Below are 24,043 nucleotides of genomic sequence, written 5' to 3'. Positions count from 1 at the left end.
CAGCATTTAGCGACTGTTTATTATGATCTTGGTCCGGTAAGGACTATCGTTACTAACAAGCTGAGGAAAAGTTGTAAAAAGCGTATGAGATATTGATCTATTCTCGGCGCCAGGCCACGGCAATTGCATTCAGTCGACATCATTTACCTACCTGCAGTTGCCAACTCATATCATCATAGTTGGCTTGGCCCGCATTATTATTTCATTTATTTATAACCGGCCGGCTAAGCCAGAATCAATACCTACTCGTTGATTCGAAGTGGTCTCTCTATTATTGGAAAATGCCACGTCACGGTACATGCCTTAGGTTTAACATAGTCTGAACTATTTTTCACCCGTCGCCGACAGTTTTAACGATTCCAGATTTAGATTCGATTGATTTGTTGGTGGTTGATGAGAAGAATTCTTTTTTAGGCGTGTCGCGTCTGACAACAAATGTCGTATCGCCTTCCCCTTCAACAGACACTCCTCATACTCAGCCGAAGCATCCGAGTCGGCAGTAATAGCGCCACCCACTGCAAACTTACCCCGACGTGCGTCACTATCATAGAGCAAGGCACGAATAACGACGTTACTGTCGACATCGCCATTAGGTCGAATATAACCCACGCTGCCGCTGTACCAGCCACGAGCAGCCTTCTCCAGCGTTTGAATCGCACCCATCACTTGGTGCTTCGGAGCGCCGGTCATGCTTCCCATCGGATAGGTGTGGCGCAGAATATCGAGTAAATTGATATCACTGGGACACTCTCCGACTATCGTGCTGATCATCTGATAAACCTGCTGGTAGCCATAAATTCCAAATAATTCGGAAACCTGCACGCTGCCGTCACGACAAAACCGACCCAAATCATTACGAACTAGGTCAACAATCATCACATGCTCTGCTAATTCCTTGGTTGATGTCGCTAAGTATTCATAGCTAGCGGCATCTTCTGTGGGATCGCTATGGCGGGCCGAGGTGCCTTTGATCGGCTGACTCACAACCTGGCGTCCCTTTTTGCACATATAGCGCTCAGGACTGGCCGCGAGCAAGTGGAAATTTTTAATTTGAACGAAAGAGGAAAAAGGGGTAGGTGATAAATTTAATAACTGCTGATGGAGTGCAAAAGGGTCATTTATTTCGATATCATCTATCACCGTCTCTAGGCAGAGATTCATCTCATAAAAATCGCCACTGGCAATATGCTGTCGTATTTTCTCAACTCGCTCATAATGTTCCGCGGCAGACAGGGAATCTTGCATAACCATGTCACCACTTACCCTAGCCTCAAACGTTTCGTTTGGTTTTAATTGGGCGAGCGAAAGATACACATCGTCAGGATTCGAGGCGACGATCTCAAGATCGCCAGAGCGTTTTAATGCCAGGACGATCTCCGGCTCAACGATGAGCAAACTCGGCCATTTGAGACAATCTTGAGGGGCATCAGAAAACTCTGGATAGAGCTGCTGGTTAAACTCGTAGGCCACGACGAAGAATCGCCAGGTCGACAGTCGGCAGAAGTCTTCTAAAGCCTGCCAATCAACTGGGCGCCCGAAATCCACCAAAAATTGGCGACGAATACCCTGCCCAACCAAAAGTTCATAGTCGCCGCAATCGGCCGCAGGCTTTACCAGGCAACTGCTGAGATAAAACACATCCTTGCGGATAGCTGCCCAGCTTTTGATTTTCCGGATCCAGCCATGCAGATCGCCAACATTGAACATCATGGTGAGAATTTCGATCGTTACTTTGTCAGCTGGCATTCTACGTCAGAATTGCAGGCTTGTAATGGCAAGGGGGGTTGCAGAGGACGGGATATCAGAATCTGGGAAACTCCGACGGTATTGCGCCGCCGGAGAATAGCAGGCTTAGCCGGCCAACTGCTGCTCCAGATCGTGGAGAACTTTATAGCAAGGCAAAACCTTCGCCACGCTTGAATTGGGCTCACGACCCTCTTGGATAGCGGCAAAAAACTCGCGATCCTGAAGTTCGATGCCGTTCATGGAAACGTCGACCTTAGAGACATCTATGGCCTCTTCTTTGCCGTTGACCAGATCATCATAGCGGGCAATAAACGTGTCGTTATCACAGATGTAACGGAAGAAGGTGCCCAGCGGACCATCGTTGTTAAATGACAGTGACAACGTACAAATTGCACCACTCTCTGTCTTCAGCTGAATGGACATATCCATGGCAATGCCCAGCTCGGGATGGATTGGCCCCTGTACTGCATTGGCTTGAACCACGGGTGAGCCAGTCTGGTATTGGAACAGATCAACGGTGTGAGCAGCGTGGTGCCACAACAGGTGGTCAGTCCAGGAGCGCGGCTCACCTTTCGCATTGATGTTCTTGCGACGGAAAAAATACGTCTGCACATCCATCTGCTGAATGTTCAACTCACCCGCAGTGATCTTGTTATGAACATATTGGTGAGATGGATTAAAGCGGCGAGTGTGCCCAACCATGCAGACAAGACCGGTTTCCTTGTGCTTGTTCATCACCGCTTCCGCATCGGCCCAGCTGTCTGCCAGGGGAATCTCAACCTGCACGTTGACACCCGCTTCCATACATTGAATGGCCTGGGAGGCGTGCATTTGCGTTGGTGTGCAGAGAATAGCCGCATCGATATCTGGCAGTGCCAGAGCCTCGGCCAAATCCGTCATTGCATGCGCGACGCCATATTCTTCTGCCGCTTTTTGAGTGGACTCCAAGGTTCTGCCAACCAGTGCGACCACTTCGACGTTATCAATATTTTTAATACCGTCCAGGTGTTTTTTCCCAAAGGCACCGGCACCGGCAACAATCACTTTTAATGTTTTTGCCATAACTTCCTCTCTCAATCAGATTCTTGAATTAATCGGCCCAATACAACCGCATGGGATTATCGATCAGCAACTTGCGTTGCAGCTCTTCAGTAACGGCAATACGCGGGATCATATCCACCAATTTGCCATCGTCCGGCATATGGCTTTTCATATTTGGGTGCGGCCAGTCTGTCCCCCAAAGCACGCGGTCCGGGAAAGTCTCTACGATACGTTTTGCAAAGGGGACTACGTCGTCATAGGTGGTAGGCCCGGATTTGGACAAACGCTCGGGACAACTGACCTTAGACCAAAAGTTCTCGTTCTCTGACAGGAGTTTTACAAAGAGTTCAAACTCCTCGCCGTCAACGGGCTTACTGACATCTGGGCGCCCCATATGATCGACGACAACGGTGGTCGGCAGGCTGGTAAAAAAATCGTACAACTCAGGCAGTTCCTGCGCCTCAAAATAAATCACGATATGCCAACCCAAAGATTTGATTCGATCCGCAATGCTTCCCAGAGAATCAAATGGCAACGCATCCACCAGACGTTTCACAAAATTAAAACGTACACCGCGAACACCGGCTGCATGCAACGCCTGCAATTCATCATCGGTAACAGAGGCTTTTACCGTGGCAACGCCGCGGGCCAAACCATTGGAGTGATTCAACGCATCGACAAGAGCACGGTTATCGGCACCGTGACAGGTAGCCTGCACAATCACATTACGGGAGAACCCAAGGTAATCCCGCAGCGCCCACAGTTGATCTTTCGAGGCATCACAGGGTGTGTATTTGCGCTCAGGTGCAAACGGAAACTGATCCCCAGGACCAAACACATGACAGTGTGCATCCACAGCTCCGGCAGGTGGGACATAGCTCGGCTTGGATGGTGACTGATGCCAATGTAACCAATCGGCATCGGCAGTAAACTGACTCATAGGCCCCTCTTCTTCAATGATGCATCCAGACGCGGATAGACACGACGCGCATTGCCTTCGTACACCTTATAGGTGTTTTCTTCACTCAGGTTTAAGGCATCGACGTAACGCTTGGTATCGTCAAAATAATTGCCTGTCTGCGGATCAATACCCCGCACAGCACCAACCATCTCAGAACCAAACAGGATGTTGTCGATATCGATTACTTCAAACAACAGGTTAATGCCTGGCTGATGATAAACGCAGGTGTCGAAGAACACATTCTTCATAACATGGGTATCCAGCTTTGGCTTTTTCAGCATATCTGCCAAACCGCGATAACGCCCCCAATGGTAGGGAACCGCACCGCCACCGTGGGGAATGATAAACCGCAGATCCGGAAAATCCTTAAACAGATCGCCCTGTAAAAACTGCATAAAGGCGGTGGTATCGGCGTTGATGTAGTGAGCACCGGTTGCGTGAAAATTGGCATTACACGATCCAGAAACGTGGATCATGGCTGGCACATCCAGCTCGACCATTTTTTCAAAAAACGGATACCAACTGCGGTCGGTGAGCGGTTGTGACGTCCAGTGTCCGCCGGAGGGATCCGGGTTCAGATTACAGCCCACAAAGCCCAGTTCAGTAACACAACGCTCAAGTTCTTTAATGGAGTGTTCAATCGACACACCAGGAGACTGTGGCAGCTGACAAACGCCAATAAAGTATTCCGGGAAGAGATCAACAACCCGTTTGATCAGATTGTTACAGGCGACGGTCCACTGTTCAGAAACCGCTTGATCACCCACATGGTGAGCCATTGCAGAAGCGCGAGGAGAGAAAATCGTCATATCCGCGTCCCGCTCTTTCAGCAGACGCAGTTGATTTTTCTCGATGCTTTCAACAATCATGTCATCGCTGATTTGCGGAAGCTCCGGCAGAGCCTTTCCCGCTTTGAAGGCTTCAATTTGTGCTTCGCGAAACACCTGATGCGGCTCAGGTGCCGTGGTGTAATGTCCGTGACAATCAATAATCATAATTCTTCTCGTTGGTTATCGTTGCAAAGGGAATTCATAACATCTGAGGGCTCTTTGCGTTTTACCCCTTTCGTAAACCGTTAATTTCAAACAGCATGCTGCCAATATCCGCCGCATTGGCCGCAACATTAAATTGGGGTGCCCAGCATTGACGTTCCACACAAGCCTCGCTCATCCACGGGGTCAAACCAGCATCGGCAACCGTCTTGGCGACCTCTTGCATTTCTTCTGCCCGTCGCGCGCCATGCTCTAAAGAACGGGAAATCATATAGCGAGACTTTTCCGACCAATCGATACCTGGGAAGAGGTTCTCCAGAGAGGAAAGCACCATGCCCTCAACCCCGTAGTGTTGTGCCGCCAATAAAGACTCCGTCAGCAATGCCTCCATGCCTTTGATCATGACGCTGCGACACATTTTGCTGGCCGATGCGATGCCCAGTGACTCCGAAGTCACCTCTGCTCCCATAAACCCCAGAGCTTCGGCTAACGGCAAAAACCGGGCAGCATGCGGACCGCCCAACAACATTGGGCTGGCAATGCGCTTTGGATGAATGGGAGACATGACGGCAACTTCGACAAAACGGCCGCCGATACGATCCAGCATATCGCCCAGCTGAATCTTGGTTGAAGGCGCCACAGAATTCAGATCAAGAAACCAGGTATCCGCAGCAATAGAATGGAGGATGGATTCCGCGGCCTGTAAACATTGACCAGCCGTCACCGCCGAGATCACCAACTGACAACCTGTGGCGGCATCTTCCGCTGTGTTGGCAACGTGGATACGTTCAGATGGCAGTTTCTGCAAGCGCTGGTTAGACAGAGAGCCGGAAGCCGCGAACAAGCGATCCCAAACTCGCAACTCCACGGTCGTCGTTGCCAATAGATCGCTTGCCAGTGTGCTACCAACCTCTCCGAAACCTAACAGACAGATGCGCGAAATCCCAGGCATCGGCTTACGCCTCACCGCCCGGGACGAAAACGTCACCGCGCATTAAGAGTCGGGAGGTACGCAGCAACGCCGCGCGTTTTACCTCAAAGGTATCCAGACTGGACGTACCAGTGACTTCCATTTCCACCGTGAAGAAGCCTGTGGGATGTTCCACTTCAAGGGGCATGGTGCCATCTTCAATGGTCAGTCCGCTGACGAGTTGTGCCACCGAACCTGGCAGCATACAGGCGGTCGCGACGCTGACAGATCCCAACACCCCGATCGCCTCATGCACCCGATGCGGAATAAAGGTGCGAGTGTTAATAACACCCCCATTTTGCGCCGGCGAGACCAGACACATTTTCGGCACCGTTTTTTTGGTGACGTCACCCAGGTTCATCTTCTCACCGATCTGCAAACGGATAGCCTCAATACGCTCTTTTAATTGCGCGTTGTTTTCCAGAACCTCGGGCGGCTCATTGCCTTCCAAGCCAAAATCTTGCGCATTGAGAACCACCACCGGCATACCGTTGTCGACACAGGTAACAGCAACGCCATCGATTTCATCAACAACATTGCCTGTGGGCAGCAAGGCACCACAACTGGAACCGGCAATATCGAGAAAATCCAAAGGTACGGGGGCGGCTGTACCAGGCACGCCATCAATACGGGCGTCCCCTTCGTAATTCACTTGCCCCTTCGGGGTTTCAACCCGAGCAATAGCACGCGAGCCGGTGTTGACCATGTAAATCCGCACGTCGGTGTGACCGTCTTGAGCGTCAACAAGCCCTTCTTCGATAGCAAAGGGGCCGACACCGGCAAGAATATTGCCGCAATTTTGAGCATCACTGACTTCGGGCTTATCGACGACCACCTGCAGAAAGAGATAATCGATATCCGCATCATCCCGCTCGGACTTGCTGATCACCGCCACCTTACTGGTCAATGGGTGAGAACCGCCCATACCATCGATCTGGCGGGGATCTGGCGATCCCATAGCAGCGAGCAGCACACGATTACGCGCTTCAGAATCTGAGGGTAAATCTTCAGCTTTAAAGTAAAGCCCTTTTGATGTGCCGCCGCGCAGCACCGAACAGGGAATGCGCTGCATCATGGCTTATTTCTCGTCCAGTGAAGAAATCCAGCGGAAACCTTCAGCGGCGAGTCGCTCACGCATTTTGTAGATGTCCAGGCCGAGTTCACCACTGGCGAGCCGATCGCGTTTTGAGGCTTCATTTTCCAGGCGAGCCTGGGCTTTTTCATGAACCTGAGCGGCCTCGTCTTTACGCACAACAACCACGCCGTCGTCGTCGGCTACCACCAGATCACCGGGATTGATCAGAGCCCCGGCACACACCACCGGTACGTTTACATTGCCGAGCGTTTCCTTCACGGTGCCTTGGGCGAAAATGGCCTTAGACCAAACCGGAAATCCCATTTCGGTCAGTGTTGCCGTATCGCGAACGCCGGCATCGATAATCAGTCCTTTCACTCCGCGAGCCTTTAAAGAGGTCGCCAGCAAATCGCCAAAGTAGCCATCTTCACAGGGGCTGGTTGGCGTCACCACGAGAACGTCGCCCGGCTGACACTGCTCAACCGCAACGTGGATCATCCAGTTGTCTCCGGGAGCCACTTCGCAGGTCACCGCGGGGCCGGCAATCTGTGCCGGACGATAGATGGGGCGCATATAGGATGCGAGCAGGCCTTTACGTCCCTGAGCTTCGTGGACAGTGGCAACTTCTGCGTCTTGGTAAAGTGCCACGATCTCGGCCGAGACGCGGGGGATGTCGGTAACGCATACAGCCATGGCTATACTCCTAAAAAATCAGTTACGGATCATTATGTTGCCCGAATTATGCAGTAATACCGGCCAAAAACCGTGTTCATTTACCGTCAAAGGGTATTAGAATTTGCTATAAAGGCTCATAATTAGCCCCATGACACCCACCTGCCCAAACCTTCGCCATATCACCGCTGCGGTAGAAATTGACCGGCTCGGATCGATATCCGCTGCTGCTCGCAGCGTCCACCTGTCGCAATCCGCTGTGACCCAGGGCCTAACAAAGCTGGAACATCAACTGCAGACGCCAATCTTTTCGCGCACCAGTACCGGATTGTTCGCCACAGAACACGGCCGTATTTTCCTGAATCGGGCGCAAAGAGCCATCAACTGGATCCGCGCCAGCGAACCTCTGGTGGCCTCCCGCTCGTCCAACAGCCGCAACCTGCAGCGACTGCTTACCGTTCCACAATTACGCGCCCTGATTGCCGTGGTCGAAACCGGCAGCTATACCCGTGCCGCACAGACACTCGATTTATCGCAACCAACGGTGCATCGCGCCGTACGAGAGGTGGAATCCATCTGCCAGCAAGACTTCTTTCGCCGCTCACCCGTCGGCGTTGAACCCATCTGGCAAGCCCGGCAACTGGCACGACACGCACGACTCTTCTTCGCAGAAATCGCTCAGGCGGTCGACGAACTCAGCGAACTGCGCGGGGTAATGTCAGGCAACCTGGCCGTTGGCAGCCTTCCCCTGGCACGAACTCAGATGGTGCCCCACTGCGTGACCCGATTGCTAAACGAGTATCCAGACGTGCGGGTGCAGATCATCGATGGTCCTTACGAAGAACAGCTACACGCCCTCCTCCACGGACAGATCGACGTGATCGTTGGTGCGCTGCGATATCCGCAACCGTCACCAGACGTCATACAGGAATTGCTATTCGAAGATCATTTGAATGTCGTGGTGCGGCCAGAACATCGACTCGCCAACAGCCAACAAATCACGGCGGAAGAACTCGCCCAGCTGGATTGGATTGCCCCTCGGGAAAACACTCCCGGTCGGGAGGCCTTCAGCAACTTTTTTCGCCGTGCAGGACTGGAGCCACCAGAGCATGTCATTGAATGCAGTTCACTGATGGCGATTCGCGGACTGCTGCTCGACAGTAACCGCGCCGCCCTATTGCCAGCCAAGCAGGTGGAGATCGATGTGCGCTCCGGACTCTTAGCAATGAATCCGCGATCGCTTGCCGGTACCAGCCGCGATATTGGATTGGCGTTGCGGAAAGACTGGCAACCGACACGAGTACAGGCAAGATTTATTGAGTTGTTGCGGGAAAACCGGAAGGTGTAGTTTTTGGAATTGCGGGAATGTAAATGGCAACTGATTTTTACACCAAATCCAATGCAGCTTGCTAACCATCTAAAATGAAATAGAGGGCATTCAAAATTTTTGTCAACCAACAACATTAGAAATTGGTGGTGTAGATCGCCTTCTGTACGTAATCCGGATACTTAAATCAGCCAATAAAATCCGTGGTGTTGCGAAAAACAATAAATCCGGATGCGCTTACTGGAAATCATCTGTACAGGAATTCGGTCGCCGTTGGAGCTATACAGGAAACGGCGTCTGTCCATACCCATAAAATGGTAAGGTTAGGAGTTAAGCAATGGAAAAATCAGTTTTAAAGTTATTTTTTAAAAATAGCGAAAAGACCTATGATGAAATTGAACTTTTAAAAGCTAATGGCCTATTGTTTGATTCTATTGTGATCGACCATGAAGGTGCTGTCGATAAAGCCATGATGATTAAGGGAAAAGTATCTTTAAAAGCTGTCACAGGTGCTTTTATCGCTAGCTTGTCGACCCGCCGCTTGGAATGGCGTTCAGCCTTGGCCAGTTACATAGAATTACGTTCATTTTCAGATCATAAGTTTATTGATGCGTTTTCAGCAGGAATGAAAGGAAGTAGTAATTACTGCTTATTCTGTCGCCTGCCTGAAAGCGCAGACGTCAAAAATTTTGTCAATGACATAAGTTTTTACAGATATAAATATGGGGGTCGAGCAGGTGTTACCGACTCAATCCTTTATGCTATTTATGACCTAACATGGTTTTTGAACGCCAAAGAATCAATTTCCCCAACAGACCGGGATATTGATATATTTCGGCAGGTAATAGCTACTATTGATAATTTAGACGATAAAGTGACTGCGCCTATGCTGCAAAAATATCTGACAGGCCTGTTTCCCTCTAATAAGGATGAAAGAGACACATTAATAGTAAGTTTAGGGATTATGGGCGTTCTTGATACCGAAAAATATCCAGGTTTTTTCCATAAATATCACCCCATTACGCAGCGATCAATGCCGGATAAGCACTTCGTTTCTCTAGACTACCCCGTGTGGTGGTGGACCGGCATTGACGGAGTCAATAAAAGTAATTTCAACGCCATATTTGGAGATTATATGACGCTATGAACTCTTTTCTATAAGGTTTTTGTGACCCACTTTTAGAACGCGTTTACCTACATCAATTCAACCCTTTAAATCAAGAATTTGCACATGAAAAAACTAAGTTAGTTACAATAATTTTAGGATTCTTATTGTCAGCATCGTCCTGGGGGATGGACTGGTTACCTACGAACACTATCGATAACGTGCGTATAGATGTTGCCGGGAATTTATATGACAACACGAAAGTGAACTATGTGAAAAATGGTTGTAATACAACGAATTTTCGAATCATGTCCTCTCAGCCAGGCTTTCAAGAGATGTATTCGATGTTACTAAGCGCAGTGGTTTCTCAACGAACTATACAGTTGTCGCTAGGGGAATGTGATTTAGAAACTGGAGGTTTGATTATAGATGGCGTAAAAATTCTAAGTGATTAATTGTCATCAAACAACACAGCATGCGACTGGGCCCACTGTAGCGAATGGTTCTGAGCATCGCCATACACAGCCGTCTCGCACTATTGCAGTAATGAAACTGGCACTAGCCGCATAGCCTTCTACTTTTAACTTCGGTTAAGAAGGGTGGATTACCATTTAACTGTAAAAATTAGACTTGAATTCAAAAAAAAACAAAGATTGACCAGCTGAACCTTGCGTCACAGCCGGTCAAAAATTAAGTAAGACTAAAGCAGCGTTACTACCAGCTCTTTTAATTTTGGTTTCTGCAATTTTCCGGTTGCGGTTCTCGGCAAAGCCTCTACCGCGACAATACGTTTGGGAATCTTGTAGCTTGCCAGTCGCTCACGAAGAAATTCTATTAACTTATCGTGATCAATCTCTACGAAAATCACAACCATGAATAAATCAATTTTCAGGAAAAAGGCGGCGCCTAAACAACGACGCCTGCAAATTGGCTAGCCCAAATCTACAAGATGTGATTAGAGGTATCGGTGTTACCTAGAAAGAGTAGTCTAATTTCAAATATGCATATCTACCGTTCGTCCCGAAAGGAGAAACATACGAATAAGGGAAAATACCATTATTGTCTGCGCCATTGGTACCCACTGCTACACTCTCTACGGTGGACGCTATCTGACGGTCTGGATAAATATCAAACAAATTATCTACCCCGCCAGAGATCCGGAGTTCATCAGTCACATCATATCGCAGAGATAAATCTGTGACGATCTTAGCACCGAATGTCTGCAGGACATCGAAATTCCCATTGTCGCGCTCATAAACCTTTACGTCATAACCTCGGGTCAGCACTTCAACCTGCTCTTGCGTTTTGTTTTGCAAGTTGAGATCGGAAACTTCACCATAATAGGTCGCCGTTAAACTCACACCCAATCGGTCCAACGACCAATCAAAATTAAGGCTGGCCTTGGCTTTTGGTGTACTATCCGCGACACGAACCTGCTGTCGCAGATCGAACAAATCTGTGGTTATGCCTAGTGCAGTCAACTCTGGTGCGGCATCAGCAATGGCATCAAACTCAGTATCGTTGTAATTAGCGGTCAATGTAGAACGCAGAGTTCCCCAATTACCCATGTCTAGACTGTGACTGACCGTCACATCTACCCCCTGAGTTGTGGTATCGACGGCATTGGTTAAGTAAGAAACACCGGCGACCCCCGAGTAGCCATTGTTGGCAAGTAACTCAGTCAGGGCATCACCATAAAAGTTGGAAGAAATAACGATACGATCGTCAATGTCGATATTGTAGAAATCAATCGAAGCCGTGAAATCGCCATACTGTGCTACAGCACCAATCGAGAGTGTTTCTGCCTCTTCTGGCTTCAGAGACTCTGCCCCCAACAGTTCTGCAACGGGATCGTTTACGGATACAACTCTTGTAACAACAGGTACACCCGTAGCAAAATCCGTGGCGGTTTTTTGGAAAAAGGATTGGGCAAGCGCTGGCGCTCGAAAGCCAGTACCAAATGACCCTCGTAAAGCGAGTATTTCATTAATCTCGAACCTGCCTGCCAGTCGAAAGTCAGTCGTATCTCCGAAATCGCTGAAATCTTCGTAACGGGCTGCGGCCGAAAGAGTTAAGCGCTCAAAAAAATCTTTCTCAAGTTCTCCATAGACGGCATAGCTGTGACGCCCCTCCGTCAGCTCTTCTGATAACTGAGTACCAGCTGATGGCTGAAAACCAACGCCTGCGGTATTACCGGCGTTGGGGCCATCAAGAATATCTACACCACCATAGGAATAAGAGACAGGCTCTCCGGCAACCATTTCAAAGATTTCCTTACGATATTCCATCCCAAACGCCAACATCAAGGGAGAGCTATCTGCGATTTGAATATCACGAACCAAGTCAAGATTATTGGTCCACTGGCTGAAACGTGTGCTTCCGATATCTCCGCTTGTGGGACTTTCAACGCCGTAGGAGGGATTAAGGGTGTTTGAGTAGGCACGATCCGTAATTCCCTTACCATAGGTTGAAGAAAGCTCCCATTCAAAACCCAATACATCGTCACCCCGCACACCGAGAGACGCAGACATGTTTTTCAGTGTAGTATCACTCATTGGCAGAAAGCCGTCCGGATAGATGGCTCGAACATTCTGATCCTGACCCGCTCGCCGGAAAAAACCCGCCCCACTACCCTCAAGTCGGTTATAGCCACCAAATCCGAAGACGGATATTCCGTTGTCTAACGTAGACTCGGAGTTTATAAAGAGAGCGGTATTATCGTACTCGGGCTGGCCGAAGATATAGAGATCGCGATCAATAGTGGCTTCACGAGGATCAAGTTCACCATTTGACGGTGTCAGACCTGTACCCGAACCATAAGAGCCGGATGGCATGGTTGTACCATTGTCACCGAAATATTGTTGGCGCGTATCCGGTAGAGCACGATTACTCATTTCCTGGCTCTGATGCTGCAATGTAACCCGTATAAATCCTTCGTCGCCAATCTCAACCCCTGACCCCACACTCGCCTGTACTTTCTCACCGTCACCCTCGGAGGTTTGGCCAGAGGTTACCGAGATATCAGTACCTATCTGATCATTCAGCTGAAGATTAATAACGCCGGCAATTGCATCTGATCCATATTGCGCCGACGCACCGTCGCGAAGAACTTCCGCTCGGCCAATAGCCGCGCTGGGTATGGCGTTAAAATCGTAGGAAACATCGCCGCGACCAATTTGATTTTGAACGTTGAGCTCGGAGTTAGTGTGCCGGCGCTTACCGTTGACCAGCAATAAAACGTGACCCGGTGAAAGGCCACGTAATGTCGGTGGCGTTAGATAATCCTGAACACCTGCCGCCATAGGACGCGCCGTACTGAAACTAGGCACCGAAACCTTAAGTAGATCCTGCATTTCAGTCGCACCTCGCTTGGTAAGATCCTCGGCTGAAATTGAATCAATTGGGGTCAATGAATCAGTACTCACTCTTCCGCCAAAGCGAGATCCAGTAACAACTATTTCTTCAAGTGCTTTAGATGCGGAGGATTCATCCTCGCCATTTTGCGCCTGTGCTGAGACCGGCGCTGATGCGATCATCATGAAACCTGTTGAAACTGAGTATCCTAACAATGCTCTTATATGTACCGACTTAACCACTATGCACCCCCTTTAGCATCTTACGGTCATTTGAAATTTTCGAAATAGCCGCATTGATGTTTAATTTACAATAGATAACCCTATCTACTATCGATGTCGGAACGACATAAAATCAAATGACAATATTGCAAGAATCAATAAGTAAGTCTTATAGGAATTCTAATAATGCGCTAAATAATTATTTTTCACTAAACACGGGCAATATTTAGCGTATTTTCAGTGTTTTAGCGCATCTTATTAGTGCGGCCGCACTGAGTTAGTGCGGAATTTTTGATTCCAAATTGCGCCCCTTAACTCTATGTGTGTATCAATTTTGGAGCCGAACTCAAAAATGAGTTGACCTTCAGTAGGATTATTTTATGAAAGCGCTTATTGACTGCAGGTGGTGTTAGTCACTCGGGGCTCATTGCATGAAGCGCGCGAAATCTTCCGAGCATTAAAATCATTTTCGAAAAGCCATAACAAACAAGTATAGTTTTGTGCTATTCGCTCAATTGTTTTTAAATCAAGGCGCCGCCATACTCAGTTAAAACGATTTTTAAGAAAGCAGAAAGTCCAATTAAAGGTTTAACATGAAAGATCTTTCTCGTGTCGTGCATCACCCTGAGGTTTCCCATAAAGGCTTCTCGAGTGTCACAGTGCCGACGTATCGAGCATCGACTATTGTCTTTGAAAGTGCGCAAGAATACACGGATCGAAAAAAACGCGGACCGGATGGCTACACCTATGGTTTAAACGGCACACCGACCACCAGAACTCTGGAAGCGCAACTCACGGCATTAGAAGGCGGAACACGCAGTGTTATTGTTCCTTCGGGGCAGGCCGCGATCACACTTGTTTTTCTTACCGTTCTTAAACCCGGCGATAAGGTACTGATACCCGATACAGCCTACCCCCCCGTAAAAGGATTTTGTGAAAACTATCTCAAACCACGCGGAATTATTCACCAAATCTATGATCCAGCTATCGGCGGTGAAATAGATAAGTTCATCGACCCGATGACAAAACTCATATGGATGGAATCCCCCGGTTCGACCACGATGGAATTTCAGGATATCCCTGCAATTGTAGCGGCGGCAAAGGCGAAAGGCATTTTGACGGGTTGCGATAATACCTGGGCAACGCCGCTTTTGTTCAAGCCCTTATTTCACGACGTCGACTTTTCCATGCAAGCGCTAACGAAATACGTAGGCGGTCATTCCGATATTTTGCTGGGTTCCATCAGCGTAAAAGATACAGCTTTATATCATGCACTCAAAGATACCATTCGAATGATCGGTATAGGTGTATCTCCCGACGAATGCTCTCTAGCACTGCGTGGTATAGAAACAATGGGTGTGCGAATGGCGCACATAGGTAAAATTTCAACAAATTTCGCTAAACGACTAGTGGGAATGCCGGGTGTTAAAAAGGTTCTACACCCTGCCATAACGGACTGCCCAGGGCATAACATTTGGAAGCGCGATTTTACCGGTACCAATGGTGTCTTTAGCGTTGCGATAGAACAACAGGACGAAGGTATCTTGAGCGCTGCACTGTCGAAAATGAAACTTTTCTCAATAGGCGCGTCATGGGGTGGAACACACAGCTTGATCGTACCTATGTTGGTAGACAGAGAGTGCCCTACCAGCGGGGACGCTGAGCAATATCTTCGGATTAGTATAGGCCTTGAAGATCAAGATGATTTGTGGAGTGATCTAGAAGGTTTATTTCGTGAGCTTGCCCACTAGGAGTAAAGCCACAGAATACGGCGCGATTTCCAGAAGGCCGAACCTATTGTCCTATCAACCAGCCAGTAAATCACAGCTTCACAGACTGAAAATCTATAACGAAAAGTTATCAACCAATTACAAATCGTCAAAAGATTTAATTGAGAAATATTTATACCATCGTTTGAGCGTGTGCGCTTTCCGAAACAATATAGAGTAATACCCTGGGTTTCTATGAATATGAATCGTCGTAATTTCGTTACAGGCCTAGCGGCCACAGCTGCGCTGCAACCAGATCGTCTTTTTGCTGACAAACCACGTAAGAAAGTGGGCATTATCGGAGGAGGTATCATTGGTGCATCTACAGCACTTCAGTTAGCGAAAGCCGGGGCGGATGTCGTCTTGTTTGAAAAAGAAGAGCCCGCGGCTGGCGCCACCGGATCATCTGTCGCATGGATAAATCCCGTGGTAGACGATGCTCATTATATGAAATTGCGCGTCGAAAGTATTCAAGCCTGGCAAGAAGATGACAACCTTTACGGGATGGGCGCCATGTGGGGCGGCTCCGTTAACTGGGTGAACGGCGAAGACAAGATAGAAAAGCTCAAGAAAAAATCAGATCTCATTGAAAAGACCTACGAAGAGCCATTATTACTCTCTGGCCCAGGTATTACTAAAGCCTGCCCCGGCGTTTTCCCAGGGGATAACGTGAGTTTTGCTTTCCAGACGCAACGGGATGGTCATGTGGATCCAGTTTTCGCAACCAACCGTTACCTCGCCATAGCACAGCGTTACGGAGCAAAAGTGATATTCCCGTGTGAGGTTACCAAAGTAAATCTCATTAATGATACGCTCAAGAGTGTAACGACCACAAAAGGCGACTTTGACCTGGACGCTTTGGTGAGCGTGGCGGGTACCGATACACCGCACATTATGTCTTTAGTAAATAGAGAATTTGAACTCGCACATAAGCCAGGGCTGGTTGTCATTACGAACCCACTGCCGTTCGAAACCAATAAAGTCTTTGAGGCAGACGGCTATATTGAATTTAAGCAATATTACGATGGACGGGTCTTAACCCGCTTCGGCAAACCACCGGAACTTCCCCAACACGCTGAAATCCTCAAAAAGGAACTCCCCTATCCCAGCGAGATATTGAAAAACCGACATGGTGAAATATTGATCAGCGAGACTGCAAAATTATTTCCACTCGTCAACAATGCTAAGCCTGCTGAGATCCGACTTGGCTTCCGGCCTTATCCGCTGGATAATCGTCCGGTTATAGGACATGTACCCGGCGTAGGCGGCGTCTATACGGTTGTGACTCACAGCGGAGTGACACTGGCGCCAATCCTCGGTCGCTATGCCGCAAAGGAAATCATGAGTGGTACAGACACTCCTATCCTAACCCCGTATCGACCCTCTCGATATATATCGGCCTAGGCTACCTACAAGCTGCCTTGAAATATTATTTTAGACATCATTAAAATAGTTTAGGGTACACCCACCTTTTGAAGAATTGTTATACGTCTGGGCATAGGCTAAACCATTGATTAAGGTAGATGCGGATTGCTCTACACTGAACTAATATAATCCTTCTAACAGATGCGGTTGCATTATCGTGAATTTCAGGCAGCTTGAAATATTTCGGACATTAATGATTGGCGGCTCTGCATCAAGGGCGGCAGAATTACTGCATCTAACCCAGCCAGCAGTCAGTCGCGCGATATCCGATTTAGAATATCGCCTCGGCTTCAAATTGTTTGATCGTATAAAAGGAAGGCTGGTACCCACCCCGGAAGGTCAGTTATTTTTTCGTGATGTCGAGGCATCTTTTATCGGGCTCGATTCCATCCGCGCCTCTGCCGCACGAATTCGAGATTTTGGTTCAGGGAGCCTCAAAATCGCCAGCCTTGCGGCATTGGGTTCGACACTGGTACCCCGCGCCATTCGAAAATTCCGCGAAGATAATCCTCAAACATCCATTACACTGAACGTGCTGTCATCTGCCGGCGTCCGCGAAGCAGTTGCTAACCAGCATTTCGATATTGGACTTGCCGCCGATGAAGTTGATCTTTCGGGCGTCGATCACAGTGTATTCCAAAGCACCCGCGCCGTTGTTGCTATGTCTATGGAACATCCTCTAGCGAATCAGGACGTCGTGCATGCTCAAGACCTTCACAACATGGACTTCATTGCATTAGCACCTGAGGATAGAGCGCGAGCGAGGATCAATGAAACATTCGAGGCCTTCGGCACGCGCCCCCATATTGTAGTCGAAACACCCGCGTCCCAAACCATCTGCTCGCTTGCATTGCAGGGTATAGGCATCGGTATTGTAAACCCTCTCGCTGCAGACGGGTTTGAAGAGCGCGGGCTGGTGTTACGCCCCTATGAACCAGCAGTACTCTTTAAATCCTACATATTGTTCCGACCGGATATTCAACAAGCACGCTTGGTAAAAGACTTTTCAGATGCCCTTAGAGCTGCCCTCCCGGCTCAACCTGGCGAATGACTTGAGGCACTACCTGTATTGGAAATCTGAAAAATCCAAAACACTTACATATGAAGAACCTGACCCAGAAAATTCCTGGTGCGATCATGTTGCGGGTTGTTAAATAGCTGTTCTGGGCTACCCATTTCCACAATTTGGCCTGCTTCCATAAAGATAATGCGATCTGCAACTTGTTTTGCAAAGCCCATTTCATGGGTTACGCATAACATTGTCATACCCTCGCCTGCCAAATCCACCATAATATCGAGCACTTCCTTTACCATTTCCGCGTCAAGTGCAGATGTAGGCTCATCAAACAACATAACCTTTGGAGCCATACATAGAGCTCGCGCAATGGCTACACGCTGCTGCTGGCCACCGGATAGTTGACCCGGGTACTTATCTGCCTGCTCAGGGATGCGGACCCGCTCAAGAAAATAGCGTGCCTTTTCTTCAGCCTCACTACGTGGAATCTTACGAGCCCAAATGGGCGCTAGCATGCAATTTTCCAGAATCGTCATGTGTGGAAACAGATTGAAATTCTGGAAGACCATGCCAACATCTCGTCTTATCTCGTCAATGGACCTAAGATTATGCGTAAGCTGTGTTCCATTAACTTCAATGGCTCCCTCCTGATATTCTTCAAGTGCATTGATACATCGAATTAATGTCGATTTGCCAGACCCTGAAGGCCCGCAGATAACAATGCGTTCACCTGAATTAACCTTCAAATCGATGTTCCGAAGCGCGTGATAGTTGTCATACCATTTATTCAGTCTTTGAATTTCAATTGTCGGCTTTGGGTCGATCATCGTTTGCCTTCCAAAGTAAGATTTTGCTCCAGCCAAAGCGAATAGCGTGAAATACTGAAGCAGATTACGAAATAGATTAAGCCGACCACAACGTAGGTTTCTACATAGGGAACTGGCCATTCCGGATCGGTTAGCGCAGCACGTCCCGCACTCAGCAGGTCGAATAAGCCGACCACGAGCACAAGGCTGGTGTTCTTAACCACTACCACGATGGTGTTGGTAAGCGGAGGAATCACATTGCGGATAGCCTGGGGTAACACAATTAAACGAAGAGTTGTAAAGCGACCAAGGCCGAGGGCCCGCGCAGCCTCTTCTTGGCCTCTGGGCAATGCCTGTAGCCCAGCGCGTAATACTTCAGCAAGATACGCCGCGCTGTAAAAGGTCAGAGCCACTAACGCACGAAATAAATTATCCAGAGTGACGCCTTCAGGTAACATCAGGGGAAGTAAAATCGCCGCAATAAACAACATCGATAGCAAGGGCAGCCCGCGAACGATTTCGATGAATCCTATCGACAACCACTTTACGACCGGTATTGATGAACGCCGACCAAGAGCTAGAATCACAGCGAACGGAAAACCGATTCCTAAAGACAATACCGTAAGCAGGATTGTTATCGGCAATCCCCCCCAATCATTGGTTGGTACTGTTTGCAAGCCGAACCAGGATCCGCTCATCAGCAGCAAGGAAAAAACAATAACGGCCAGCCAAGCTAAAGCAGTTTGCCGAGTCCAATTCCGCATCGGCATCGACCAAAGACTGACCAGTAAAAAGAGAATAATGACAGTAATGGGTCGCCATTGCTCCTCGGGTGGGTATAAGCCGAAAAGCATAAAAGGCAACTTCGCGTGGATAAAAGCCCAACAGGCACCTGCGCTAGAGCACTCCTCGCCACTGCCATTCCAAACCGCGTCAAAAATCGCCCAAGAAAACACCTTCGGAATTATCCAAAAGGCGACAAGAAAAATCCCAACTGTCAAAAAGCTGCTGAACAAATCCCCAAAAAACGTTTTACGCCAGCCGCGCCGTGTGGCATGGGGGGCCGGTCGAACCGATTCTGCCTCCTGCCGGCAAAAGGTTTCTACCATACTCATCGCTCAACCCGCTCGATTTTGCTGTTGTACCAGTTCATAAACAAGGAGGCGCTAAGACTGATTACCATAAAAATAACCATAAGGACGGCGATGCCTTCTAGTGCTTGCCCGGTTTGGTTAATGGTTGTCGCCGTAATAAAATTGAGTTCGGGGTAACCCACAACCAACGCTAGCGTCGAATTTTTTACGATGTTGATATACTGACTTGTCATTGGTGGAATAATCACACGAAGTGCCTGGGGCAAGATGACTAACCTAAGAGTTTTCCGATCATCTAATCCGATTGCATGGGCGGCCTCCCATTGCCCCTTTGGGACAGCATCAATACCGCCACGAATAATTTCAGCGGCAAATCCCGAAGAATAGAAGGTTAGCCCGAGCAAAATCGCTACGAATTCGGGCGTAAGTGTAATACCGCCCATGAAATTAAATCGGCCCAGGGTCGGAATCTCAAACGAAGTCGTTATACCGCCAAATATCACAGTAAAAGCCAGGACCAAAACCGTAGCCAGCAAGCCAAAAGCTGCACGTCGTCGGACGCGGCCGGTTTCTACACGGCAACGCTTATCCTTTTTGGAAACCACTAAGGCCGACGCGATACCGATCAACGCGATGATTATTACTAAATAAAAGGGGCCTTGGAATTTTAGACTTGGCAGGTAAAGACCCCGATCAGTGAGAAAAACGCCAGTGAGAGGATTGATTGCCTGCTCAGAGGTTGGCAGCCCAAAAGTAACGAATGCATACCAAAATAAGAGCTGTACGACGATGGGTGTATTACGGATAACATCAACAAACGCTGTTGCAATACCTGCAGCAAACGGATTTGACGAGCGCCGCCCAAGTGCCAAAAACAGACCCACAACCGTAGAAAGAAATATAACCAGTAGTGATATGTAGAGGGTATTACCAAGACCGACGACAAAGGCCCAACCAAAGCTGTCCGTTGGTTCATAGGGAAGCAGGCTTTCGGAAATCGGAAAACGGGCACCGCGCCCCAGAAAATCGAAACCGACCATAATTCCGCGACGGGCGATATTCTCCGCGGTGTTATAAACAAACCACAAAATAATCGCCACGACACCGGTAATAATGCCAATCTGTGTTAGAACCGATGCCGACCAAAGAGATTTAAAGCGAACGCCCATCATCAGTAAAACCCTACCGGAACCATGAGCCCACCATCGCGAACCAAGCGGTTAAGGCCCCGGTCAATCTTCAGCGAGCTATTATCACCGACATTACGGGCATACACTTCTTCGTAGTTGCCTACTTGCTTAACAATGTTATAGGTCCAACTCTCATCGAGCCCTAAAGCTTTACCATTTCCTTCCTCTACGCCCAGGAAACGTTGTATTGTCGGATCTGGGGATTCGATCATATCGTCGACATTGGCCTGAGTAATCCCCAGTTGTTCAGCCATGAGCATAGCGTGAAAAGAGAACTTAACAATATCGAACCACTGGTCATCGCCGTGGCGCACGGCTGGAGTCAGCGGTGTTACCTCATCGGTCGCAGGGATAATGACATAGTCATCAGGGTTTTCCGCCTGAGTTGCACGGATAGCCGCTAAGGCTGAGGCATCAGTGATCAGCGCGTCGCACCGGCCAGCGAAAAAAGCCTGTCGGGTAGCCGGTACACTGTCATAGATAACCGGACGTAATTTCAAGTTATATTTACGAGAGACATCCGCAAAAATAATCTCCGGCATCGATCCTGTTTGAATACAGACTGAAGCTCCCGCCATATCGTTAACATCTGAGACATGCTTGTCGCTGCGCAACAGGAAGCCCGTAAAATCGTAAAAATTAGGATAGGTAAAGTTGACGCCATTCGCATCACGTAACAGAGTCCAGGTGGTCGTTCGAGGTAAGACATCGATCTCACCGCTTTGCAGTGCGGTTAGTCGCTGTTGACCCGTTAACGGAATAAAGCGCGCTTTGTCTTTATCGCCCAATACAGCTGCGGCAATCGCTCGACAGGTATCCACATCCAGTCCCCGCCAAACGCCACGTTCATCTGGCACACCGAAACCGACCGCACCATGGCTGGCGCCGCATCGAAGATAACCACGATCACGTACGGTATCCAGTGTTCGACCACTGGAAACATGCTGTGCCGCACTTTCTACATCTACGCTTTCACTTGTTGGTCCGCACGCTGTCGTTGACACAGCCAGTAAAATCGAAAACACGCGTAGAATTTTGTTGCCATGTATCAAGATGAGGTCTCCTGGTGAATCAAACTGGTTGGAGGCAAAAACTGTAGCGACATCCCCGCAGCGCGGGTACGTAACAAACCGCCCTCGACAGGCAGCGCGCACGTATAACCCTGCAATGCTGACAAGTCATAAACATAAGAAACGATGGGCGAGAACCGTTAATCCTGCAAATTGACTTCATCAACACACAGGTATTACCAGTCCATTCAAACACGCTGCCATTTTTAACGAAAAAACCAGATACACAAACGGTACAAAATTGAAGATAGTAAAACAATTGAACAAAACGCACGTATCTATGCGTTTTAGTAATAGGCAGTAACTTCTGGCCTAACAGAAGCTTTTCTTGTCATACGCAAATTTGGAGCGATCCGAAACACTTTCGGGCGGAGGGAAAGCTTGTCGATTTAGGCATTGAATGCAAAAATATATCGGTTTTTTTACGGAGGAAAAGCCATAGGGCATTCTAGTAGAATGCAAAAAGCACACAGCTAGAGCTGCCCAAAAAATGAATTCATTGTAGGGAATTCTATGCAAGACGCATACTGCGTCGAACCCACAGAAAAGCCTTTGCCACCTGGTTGTCGCACAATGTGCTCACGTCAACTCGCTAGCGACTATTTGAAGGGGTCGGCATGACGAATGGCGCTTTTAATAAATGCGTCATGCCGATGAACAATAGAGTTTCGTTATTAAAGCAGCGTTACCACCAGCTCCTTTAATTTTGGTTTCTGCAATTTTCCGGTTGCGGTTCTTGGCAAAGCCTCTACCGCGACAATACGTTTGGGAATCTTGTAGCTTGCCAGTCGTTCACGAAGAAATTCTATTAACTCATCGTGATCAATCTCTGTACCCTCTACCGGCACCATGGCAATGCAACCAATTTCTCCCCAGCGCTCATCGGGAATCCCTACCACCGCGACCTCTTTCAAACCGACGTAGTAACTGAGGTGGCCTTCAATTTCAGCGGGATAGACGTTTTCGCCACCGGAGATAAACATGTCTTTTTTACGATCCACCAGCCAGAAGTATCCTGCCTCGTCGCAGCGAGCGATATCCCCTGTTTTGAACCAGCCGTCGTTGGCAAACGTTGCCGCTGTGGTTTCTTTATCTTCCCAATAACCAAGCATGATGTTGTCGCCACGCAGCCACAGTTCACCAGACTCGCCGATGGGCAAATCCAACCCGGTATGATCGACGATTCGGGTCTGAATTCCCGGACCAGATGTCCCCACCGAGCCAACCCGTTTGCGAATTTCATCAATGACAACGGGCATGCCAAAAGCGGTTCCGCATTCACTCATACCAAACCCGCTGACGAGGCTTACCCCTTCGTCCAGCCATGCTTCAATATCACTGGGCGCATGGGGCGCACCACCGGTAACCAACGCCGTTAAATGGGAGAGCGAAGACGCTTCAAAACCAGGCAACTTCCGAAAGCTCTCTACCATTTGAGGGACGCCCATAAAGTGGCTGACCCCCAAGGCTTTGTCGGTGAGCCGCTGAACAGTGCGCTCCGGTTCAAACCCGTCGGAGACAGCAATCGCGCCCCCCTGCTGAAACGGCGAACGAATGTTTGTCACCATTCCTATGACATGAAACATCGGCGCTTCACACAGAAAAACACTGTGATTATTCACTTCTGTCAACATGGAGAAATTAATCGCCGTTTGCTCCATGTTCCGCTCAGAAATCATCACGCCTTTGGATTTACCGGAGGTGCCAGAGGTAAACAAAATCAGACTGGCGCGATCCGGATCACGCGCATGAGCCGTGATCGGATCAACCTGAACCCCCGCATTCACAAAGGCACGCATGGAGTGCACGTCTTCACGCTCAAGCAAAAGTGGTCGGGAGATTTCATCGGCCAGCAAGAAACGCGGGCGAGATCGGGTGATCAACTCTGCCAATTCATTGGAGGACAGACGCCAGTTTAGCGGCACATAGATCATACCGACTCGAGCACAGGCGAGATGCAGCATAACCTGCAGCACGCTGTTGCGCGCCAGCACGGCCAGCCGATCGCCCGCTTCACCGCCGGAGGCAAGAATATACGCGGCCAAGCGGTCGATCTGGTTATCCAGCTCGCTGTAGGTCCAGGTTTCTTCAGTAATGAGTTCAGTCGCCGCCAGCTTGTTAGGCTGGAGCCGGGCAAAGACCGCAATTGAATCAGACGGTGTCGGTAACACGGGTACCGCTCCTCCTGTTGTCGGGACCGACCACCGAGA

The 24,043-nt window shown here is 48.9% G+C and carries 19 protein-coding genes; 5 read left to right on the top strand and 14 right to left on the bottom strand.

Annotation, left to right across the window (positions count from 1 at the left end; translation table 11 throughout):
- Positions 1-324: 324 nt before the first annotated feature.
- The 7 genes from ACXAFR_RS05025 to ACXAFR_RS04995 form a co-directional block, all read right to left on the bottom strand.
- The gene (locus ACXAFR_RS05025) at positions 325-1,746 is read right to left on the bottom strand and encodes a chorismate-binding protein (protein ID WP_475172990.1); all 1,422 of its coding nucleotides are present in this window, start codon (positions 1,744-1,746) and stop codon (positions 325-327) included.
- A gap of 105 nt (positions 1,747-1,851) precedes the next feature.
- Positions 1,852-2,808, bottom strand: a complete 957-nt coding sequence (locus ACXAFR_RS05020; protein ID WP_475172987.1) for a Gfo/Idh/MocA family oxidoreductase — start codon at positions 2,806-2,808, stop codon at positions 1,852-1,854.
- Positions 2,809-2,836: 28 nt separating this feature from the next.
- Positions 2,837-3,727, bottom strand: coding sequence for an amidohydrolase family protein (locus ACXAFR_RS05015; RefSeq protein WP_475172985.1), 891 nt, complete (start codon positions 3,725-3,727; stop codon positions 2,837-2,839).
- Positions 3,724-4,743 (bottom strand): amidohydrolase family protein, encoded by a 1,020-nt coding sequence (locus ACXAFR_RS05010; RefSeq protein ID WP_475172982.1) that lies wholly within the window; start codon positions 4,741-4,743, stop codon positions 3,724-3,726. The genes ACXAFR_RS05015 and ACXAFR_RS05010 overlap by 4 nt, the downstream gene beginning before the upstream one ends.
- Before the next feature lie 61 nt (positions 4,744-4,804).
- Positions 4,805-5,692, bottom strand: a complete 888-nt coding sequence (locus tag ACXAFR_RS05005) for a DUF1932 domain-containing protein (protein ID WP_475172978.1) — start codon at positions 5,690-5,692, stop codon at positions 4,805-4,807.
- A gap of 4 nt (positions 5,693-5,696) precedes the next feature.
- A complete protein-coding gene (locus tag ACXAFR_RS05000; RefSeq protein WP_475172973.1) occupies positions 5,697-6,785 on the bottom strand; it encodes a 4-oxalomesaconate tautomerase in 1,089 nt (362 codons plus the stop codon).
- A 3-nt stretch (positions 6,786-6,788) separates the two neighbouring features.
- Complete coding sequence (locus ACXAFR_RS04995) at positions 6,789-7,478, bottom strand: 4-carboxy-4-hydroxy-2-oxoadipate aldolase/oxaloacetate decarboxylase (protein WP_475172969.1); 690 nt, start codon at positions 7,476-7,478, stop codon at positions 6,789-6,791.
- 130 nt (positions 7,479-7,608) lie between these two features.
- On the opposite strand from ACXAFR_RS04995, the gene ACXAFR_RS04990 reads away from it, so the two are divergent.
- Together ACXAFR_RS04990 and ACXAFR_RS04985 are read left to right on the top strand one after the other, a co-directional pair.
- Positions 7,609-8,805, top strand: a complete 1,197-nt coding sequence (locus ACXAFR_RS04990) for a LysR family transcriptional regulator (RefSeq protein WP_475172965.1) — start codon at positions 7,609-7,611, stop codon at positions 8,803-8,805.
- Between the two features lie 316 nt (positions 8,806-9,121).
- On the top strand, positions 9,122-9,931 hold the full coding sequence (locus ACXAFR_RS04985) for a hypothetical protein (RefSeq protein WP_475172962.1): 810 nt from the start codon (positions 9,122-9,124) through the stop codon (positions 9,929-9,931).
- A 658-nt stretch (positions 9,932-10,589) separates the two neighbouring features.
- Here the strand turns inward: ACXAFR_RS04985 and ACXAFR_RS04980 are convergent.
- Both ACXAFR_RS04980 and ACXAFR_RS04975 read right to left on the bottom strand, forming a co-directional pair.
- The gene (locus ACXAFR_RS04980) at positions 10,590-10,763 is read right to left on the bottom strand and encodes an AMP-binding enzyme (RefSeq protein WP_475172956.1); all 174 of its coding nucleotides are present in this window, start codon (positions 10,761-10,763) and stop codon (positions 10,590-10,592) included.
- A 100-nt stretch (positions 10,764-10,863) separates the two neighbouring features.
- A complete protein-coding gene (locus ACXAFR_RS04975; RefSeq protein WP_475172954.1) occupies positions 10,864-13,428 on the bottom strand; it encodes a TonB-dependent receptor plug domain-containing protein in 2,565 nt (854 codons plus the stop codon).
- Between the two features lie 629 nt (positions 13,429-14,057).
- Between ACXAFR_RS04975 and metC the strand changes: the two genes are divergently transcribed.
- The 3 genes from metC (at position 14,058) to ACXAFR_RS04960 (ending at position 17,709) form a co-directional block, all read left to right on the top strand.
- Positions 14,058-15,215 carry a cystathionine beta-lyase gene (gene metC / locus ACXAFR_RS04970; protein ID WP_475172950.1) on the top strand — a complete coding sequence of 386 codons (1,158 nt, stop codon included), beginning with the start codon at positions 14,058-14,060 and terminating at the stop codon, positions 15,213-15,215.
- Between the two features lie 219 nt (positions 15,216-15,434).
- Complete coding sequence (locus ACXAFR_RS04965) at positions 15,435-16,637, top strand: NAD(P)/FAD-dependent oxidoreductase (RefSeq protein ID WP_475172947.1); 1,203 nt, start codon at positions 15,435-15,437, stop codon at positions 16,635-16,637.
- A 178-nt stretch (positions 16,638-16,815) separates the two neighbouring features.
- The gene (locus ACXAFR_RS04960; protein ID WP_475172943.1) at positions 16,816-17,709 is read left to right on the top strand and encodes a LysR substrate-binding domain-containing protein; all 894 of its coding nucleotides are present in this window, start codon (positions 16,816-16,818) and stop codon (positions 17,707-17,709) included.
- A gap of 44 nt (positions 17,710-17,753) precedes the next feature.
- On the opposite strand, the gene ACXAFR_RS04955 is transcribed toward ACXAFR_RS04960, so the two are convergent.
- From ACXAFR_RS04955 to ACXAFR_RS04935, 5 genes are all read right to left on the bottom strand, one after another.
- Complete coding sequence (locus ACXAFR_RS04955; RefSeq protein WP_475172940.1) at positions 17,754-18,500, bottom strand: amino acid ABC transporter ATP-binding protein; 747 nt, start codon at positions 18,498-18,500, stop codon at positions 17,754-17,756.
- Complete coding sequence (locus tag ACXAFR_RS04950; protein ID WP_475172936.1) at positions 18,497-19,594, bottom strand: ABC transporter permease subunit; 1,098 nt, start codon at positions 19,592-19,594, stop codon at positions 18,497-18,499. Before ACXAFR_RS04950 ends, ACXAFR_RS04955 begins: the two co-directional genes overlap by 4 nt.
- A complete protein-coding gene (locus ACXAFR_RS04945) occupies positions 19,591-20,745 on the bottom strand; it encodes an amino acid ABC transporter permease (RefSeq protein ID WP_475172933.1) in 1,155 nt (384 codons plus the stop codon). Before ACXAFR_RS04945 ends, ACXAFR_RS04950 begins: the two co-directional genes overlap by 4 nt.
- Positions 20,745-21,815 carry an amino acid ABC transporter substrate-binding protein gene (locus ACXAFR_RS04940; protein ID WP_475172930.1) on the bottom strand — a complete coding sequence of 357 codons (1,071 nt, stop codon included), beginning with the start codon at positions 21,813-21,815 and terminating at the stop codon, positions 20,745-20,747. The genes ACXAFR_RS04945 and ACXAFR_RS04940 overlap by 1 nt, the downstream gene beginning before the upstream one ends.
- A gap of 692 nt (positions 21,816-22,507) precedes the next feature.
- The gene (locus tag ACXAFR_RS04935) at positions 22,508-24,004 is read right to left on the bottom strand and encodes an AMP-binding protein (RefSeq protein ID WP_475172927.1); all 1,497 of its coding nucleotides are present in this window, start codon (positions 24,002-24,004) and stop codon (positions 22,508-22,510) included.
- Positions 24,005-24,043: the final 39 nt, after the last annotated feature.

The organism is Pseudomaricurvus sp. ABR4_320 (assembly GCF_056159445.1).
The sequence above is the reverse complement of the archived record's forward strand: the minus strand, read 5'-3'. Positions and strand labels throughout refer to the sequence as shown.

Coding starts and splice junctions, on each gene's coding strand:
- ACXAFR_RS05025 (WP_475172990.1), bottom strand. CDS start 1,746: ATGCCAGCTGACAAAGTAACGATCGAAATTCTCACCATGATGTTCAAT.
- ACXAFR_RS05020 (WP_475172987.1), bottom strand. CDS start 2,808: ATGGCAAAAACATTAAAAGTGATTGTTGCCGGTGCCGGTGCCTTTGGG.
- ACXAFR_RS05015 (WP_475172985.1), bottom strand. CDS start 3,727: ATGAGTCAGTTTACTGCCGATGCCGATTGGTTACATTGGCATCAGTCA.
- ACXAFR_RS05010 (WP_475172982.1), bottom strand. CDS start 4,743: ATGATTATTGATTGTCACGGACATTACACCACGGCACCTGAGCCGCAT.
- ACXAFR_RS05005 (WP_475172978.1), bottom strand. CDS start 5,692: ATGCCTGGGATTTCGCGCATCTGTCTGTTAGGTTTCGGAGAGGTTGGT.
- ACXAFR_RS05000 (WP_475172973.1), bottom strand. CDS start 6,785: ATGATGCAGCGCATTCCCTGTTCGGTGCTGCGCGGCGGCACATCAAAA.
- ACXAFR_RS04995 (WP_475172969.1), bottom strand. CDS start 7,478: ATGGCTGTATGCGTTACCGACATCCCCCGCGTCTCGGCCGAGATCGTG.
- ACXAFR_RS04990 (WP_475172965.1), top strand. CDS start 7,609: ATGACACCCACCTGCCCAAACCTTCGCCATATCACCGCTGCGGTAGAA.
- ACXAFR_RS04985 (WP_475172962.1), top strand. CDS start 9,122: ATGGAAAAATCAGTTTTAAAGTTATTTTTTAAAAATAGCGAAAAGACC.
- ACXAFR_RS04980 (WP_475172956.1), bottom strand. CDS start 10,763: ATGGTTGTGATTTTCGTAGAGATTGATCACGATAAGTTAATAGAATTT.
- ACXAFR_RS04975 (WP_475172954.1), bottom strand. CDS start 13,428: ATGATGATCGCATCAGCGCCGGTCTCAGCACAGGCGCAAAATGGCGAG.
- metC (WP_475172950.1), top strand. CDS start 14,058: ATGAAAGATCTTTCTCGTGTCGTGCATCACCCTGAGGTTTCCCATAAA.
- ACXAFR_RS04965 (WP_475172947.1), top strand. CDS start 15,435: ATGAATCGTCGTAATTTCGTTACAGGCCTAGCGGCCACAGCTGCGCTG.
- ACXAFR_RS04955 (WP_475172940.1), bottom strand. CDS start 18,500: ATGATCGACCCAAAGCCGACAATTGAAATTCAAAGACTGAATAAATGG.
- ACXAFR_RS04950 (WP_475172936.1), bottom strand. CDS start 19,594: ATGAGTATGGTAGAAACCTTTTGCCGGCAGGAGGCAGAATCGGTTCGA.
- ACXAFR_RS04945 (WP_475172933.1), bottom strand. CDS start 20,745: ATGATGGGCGTTCGCTTTAAATCTCTTTGGTCGGCATCGGTTCTAACA.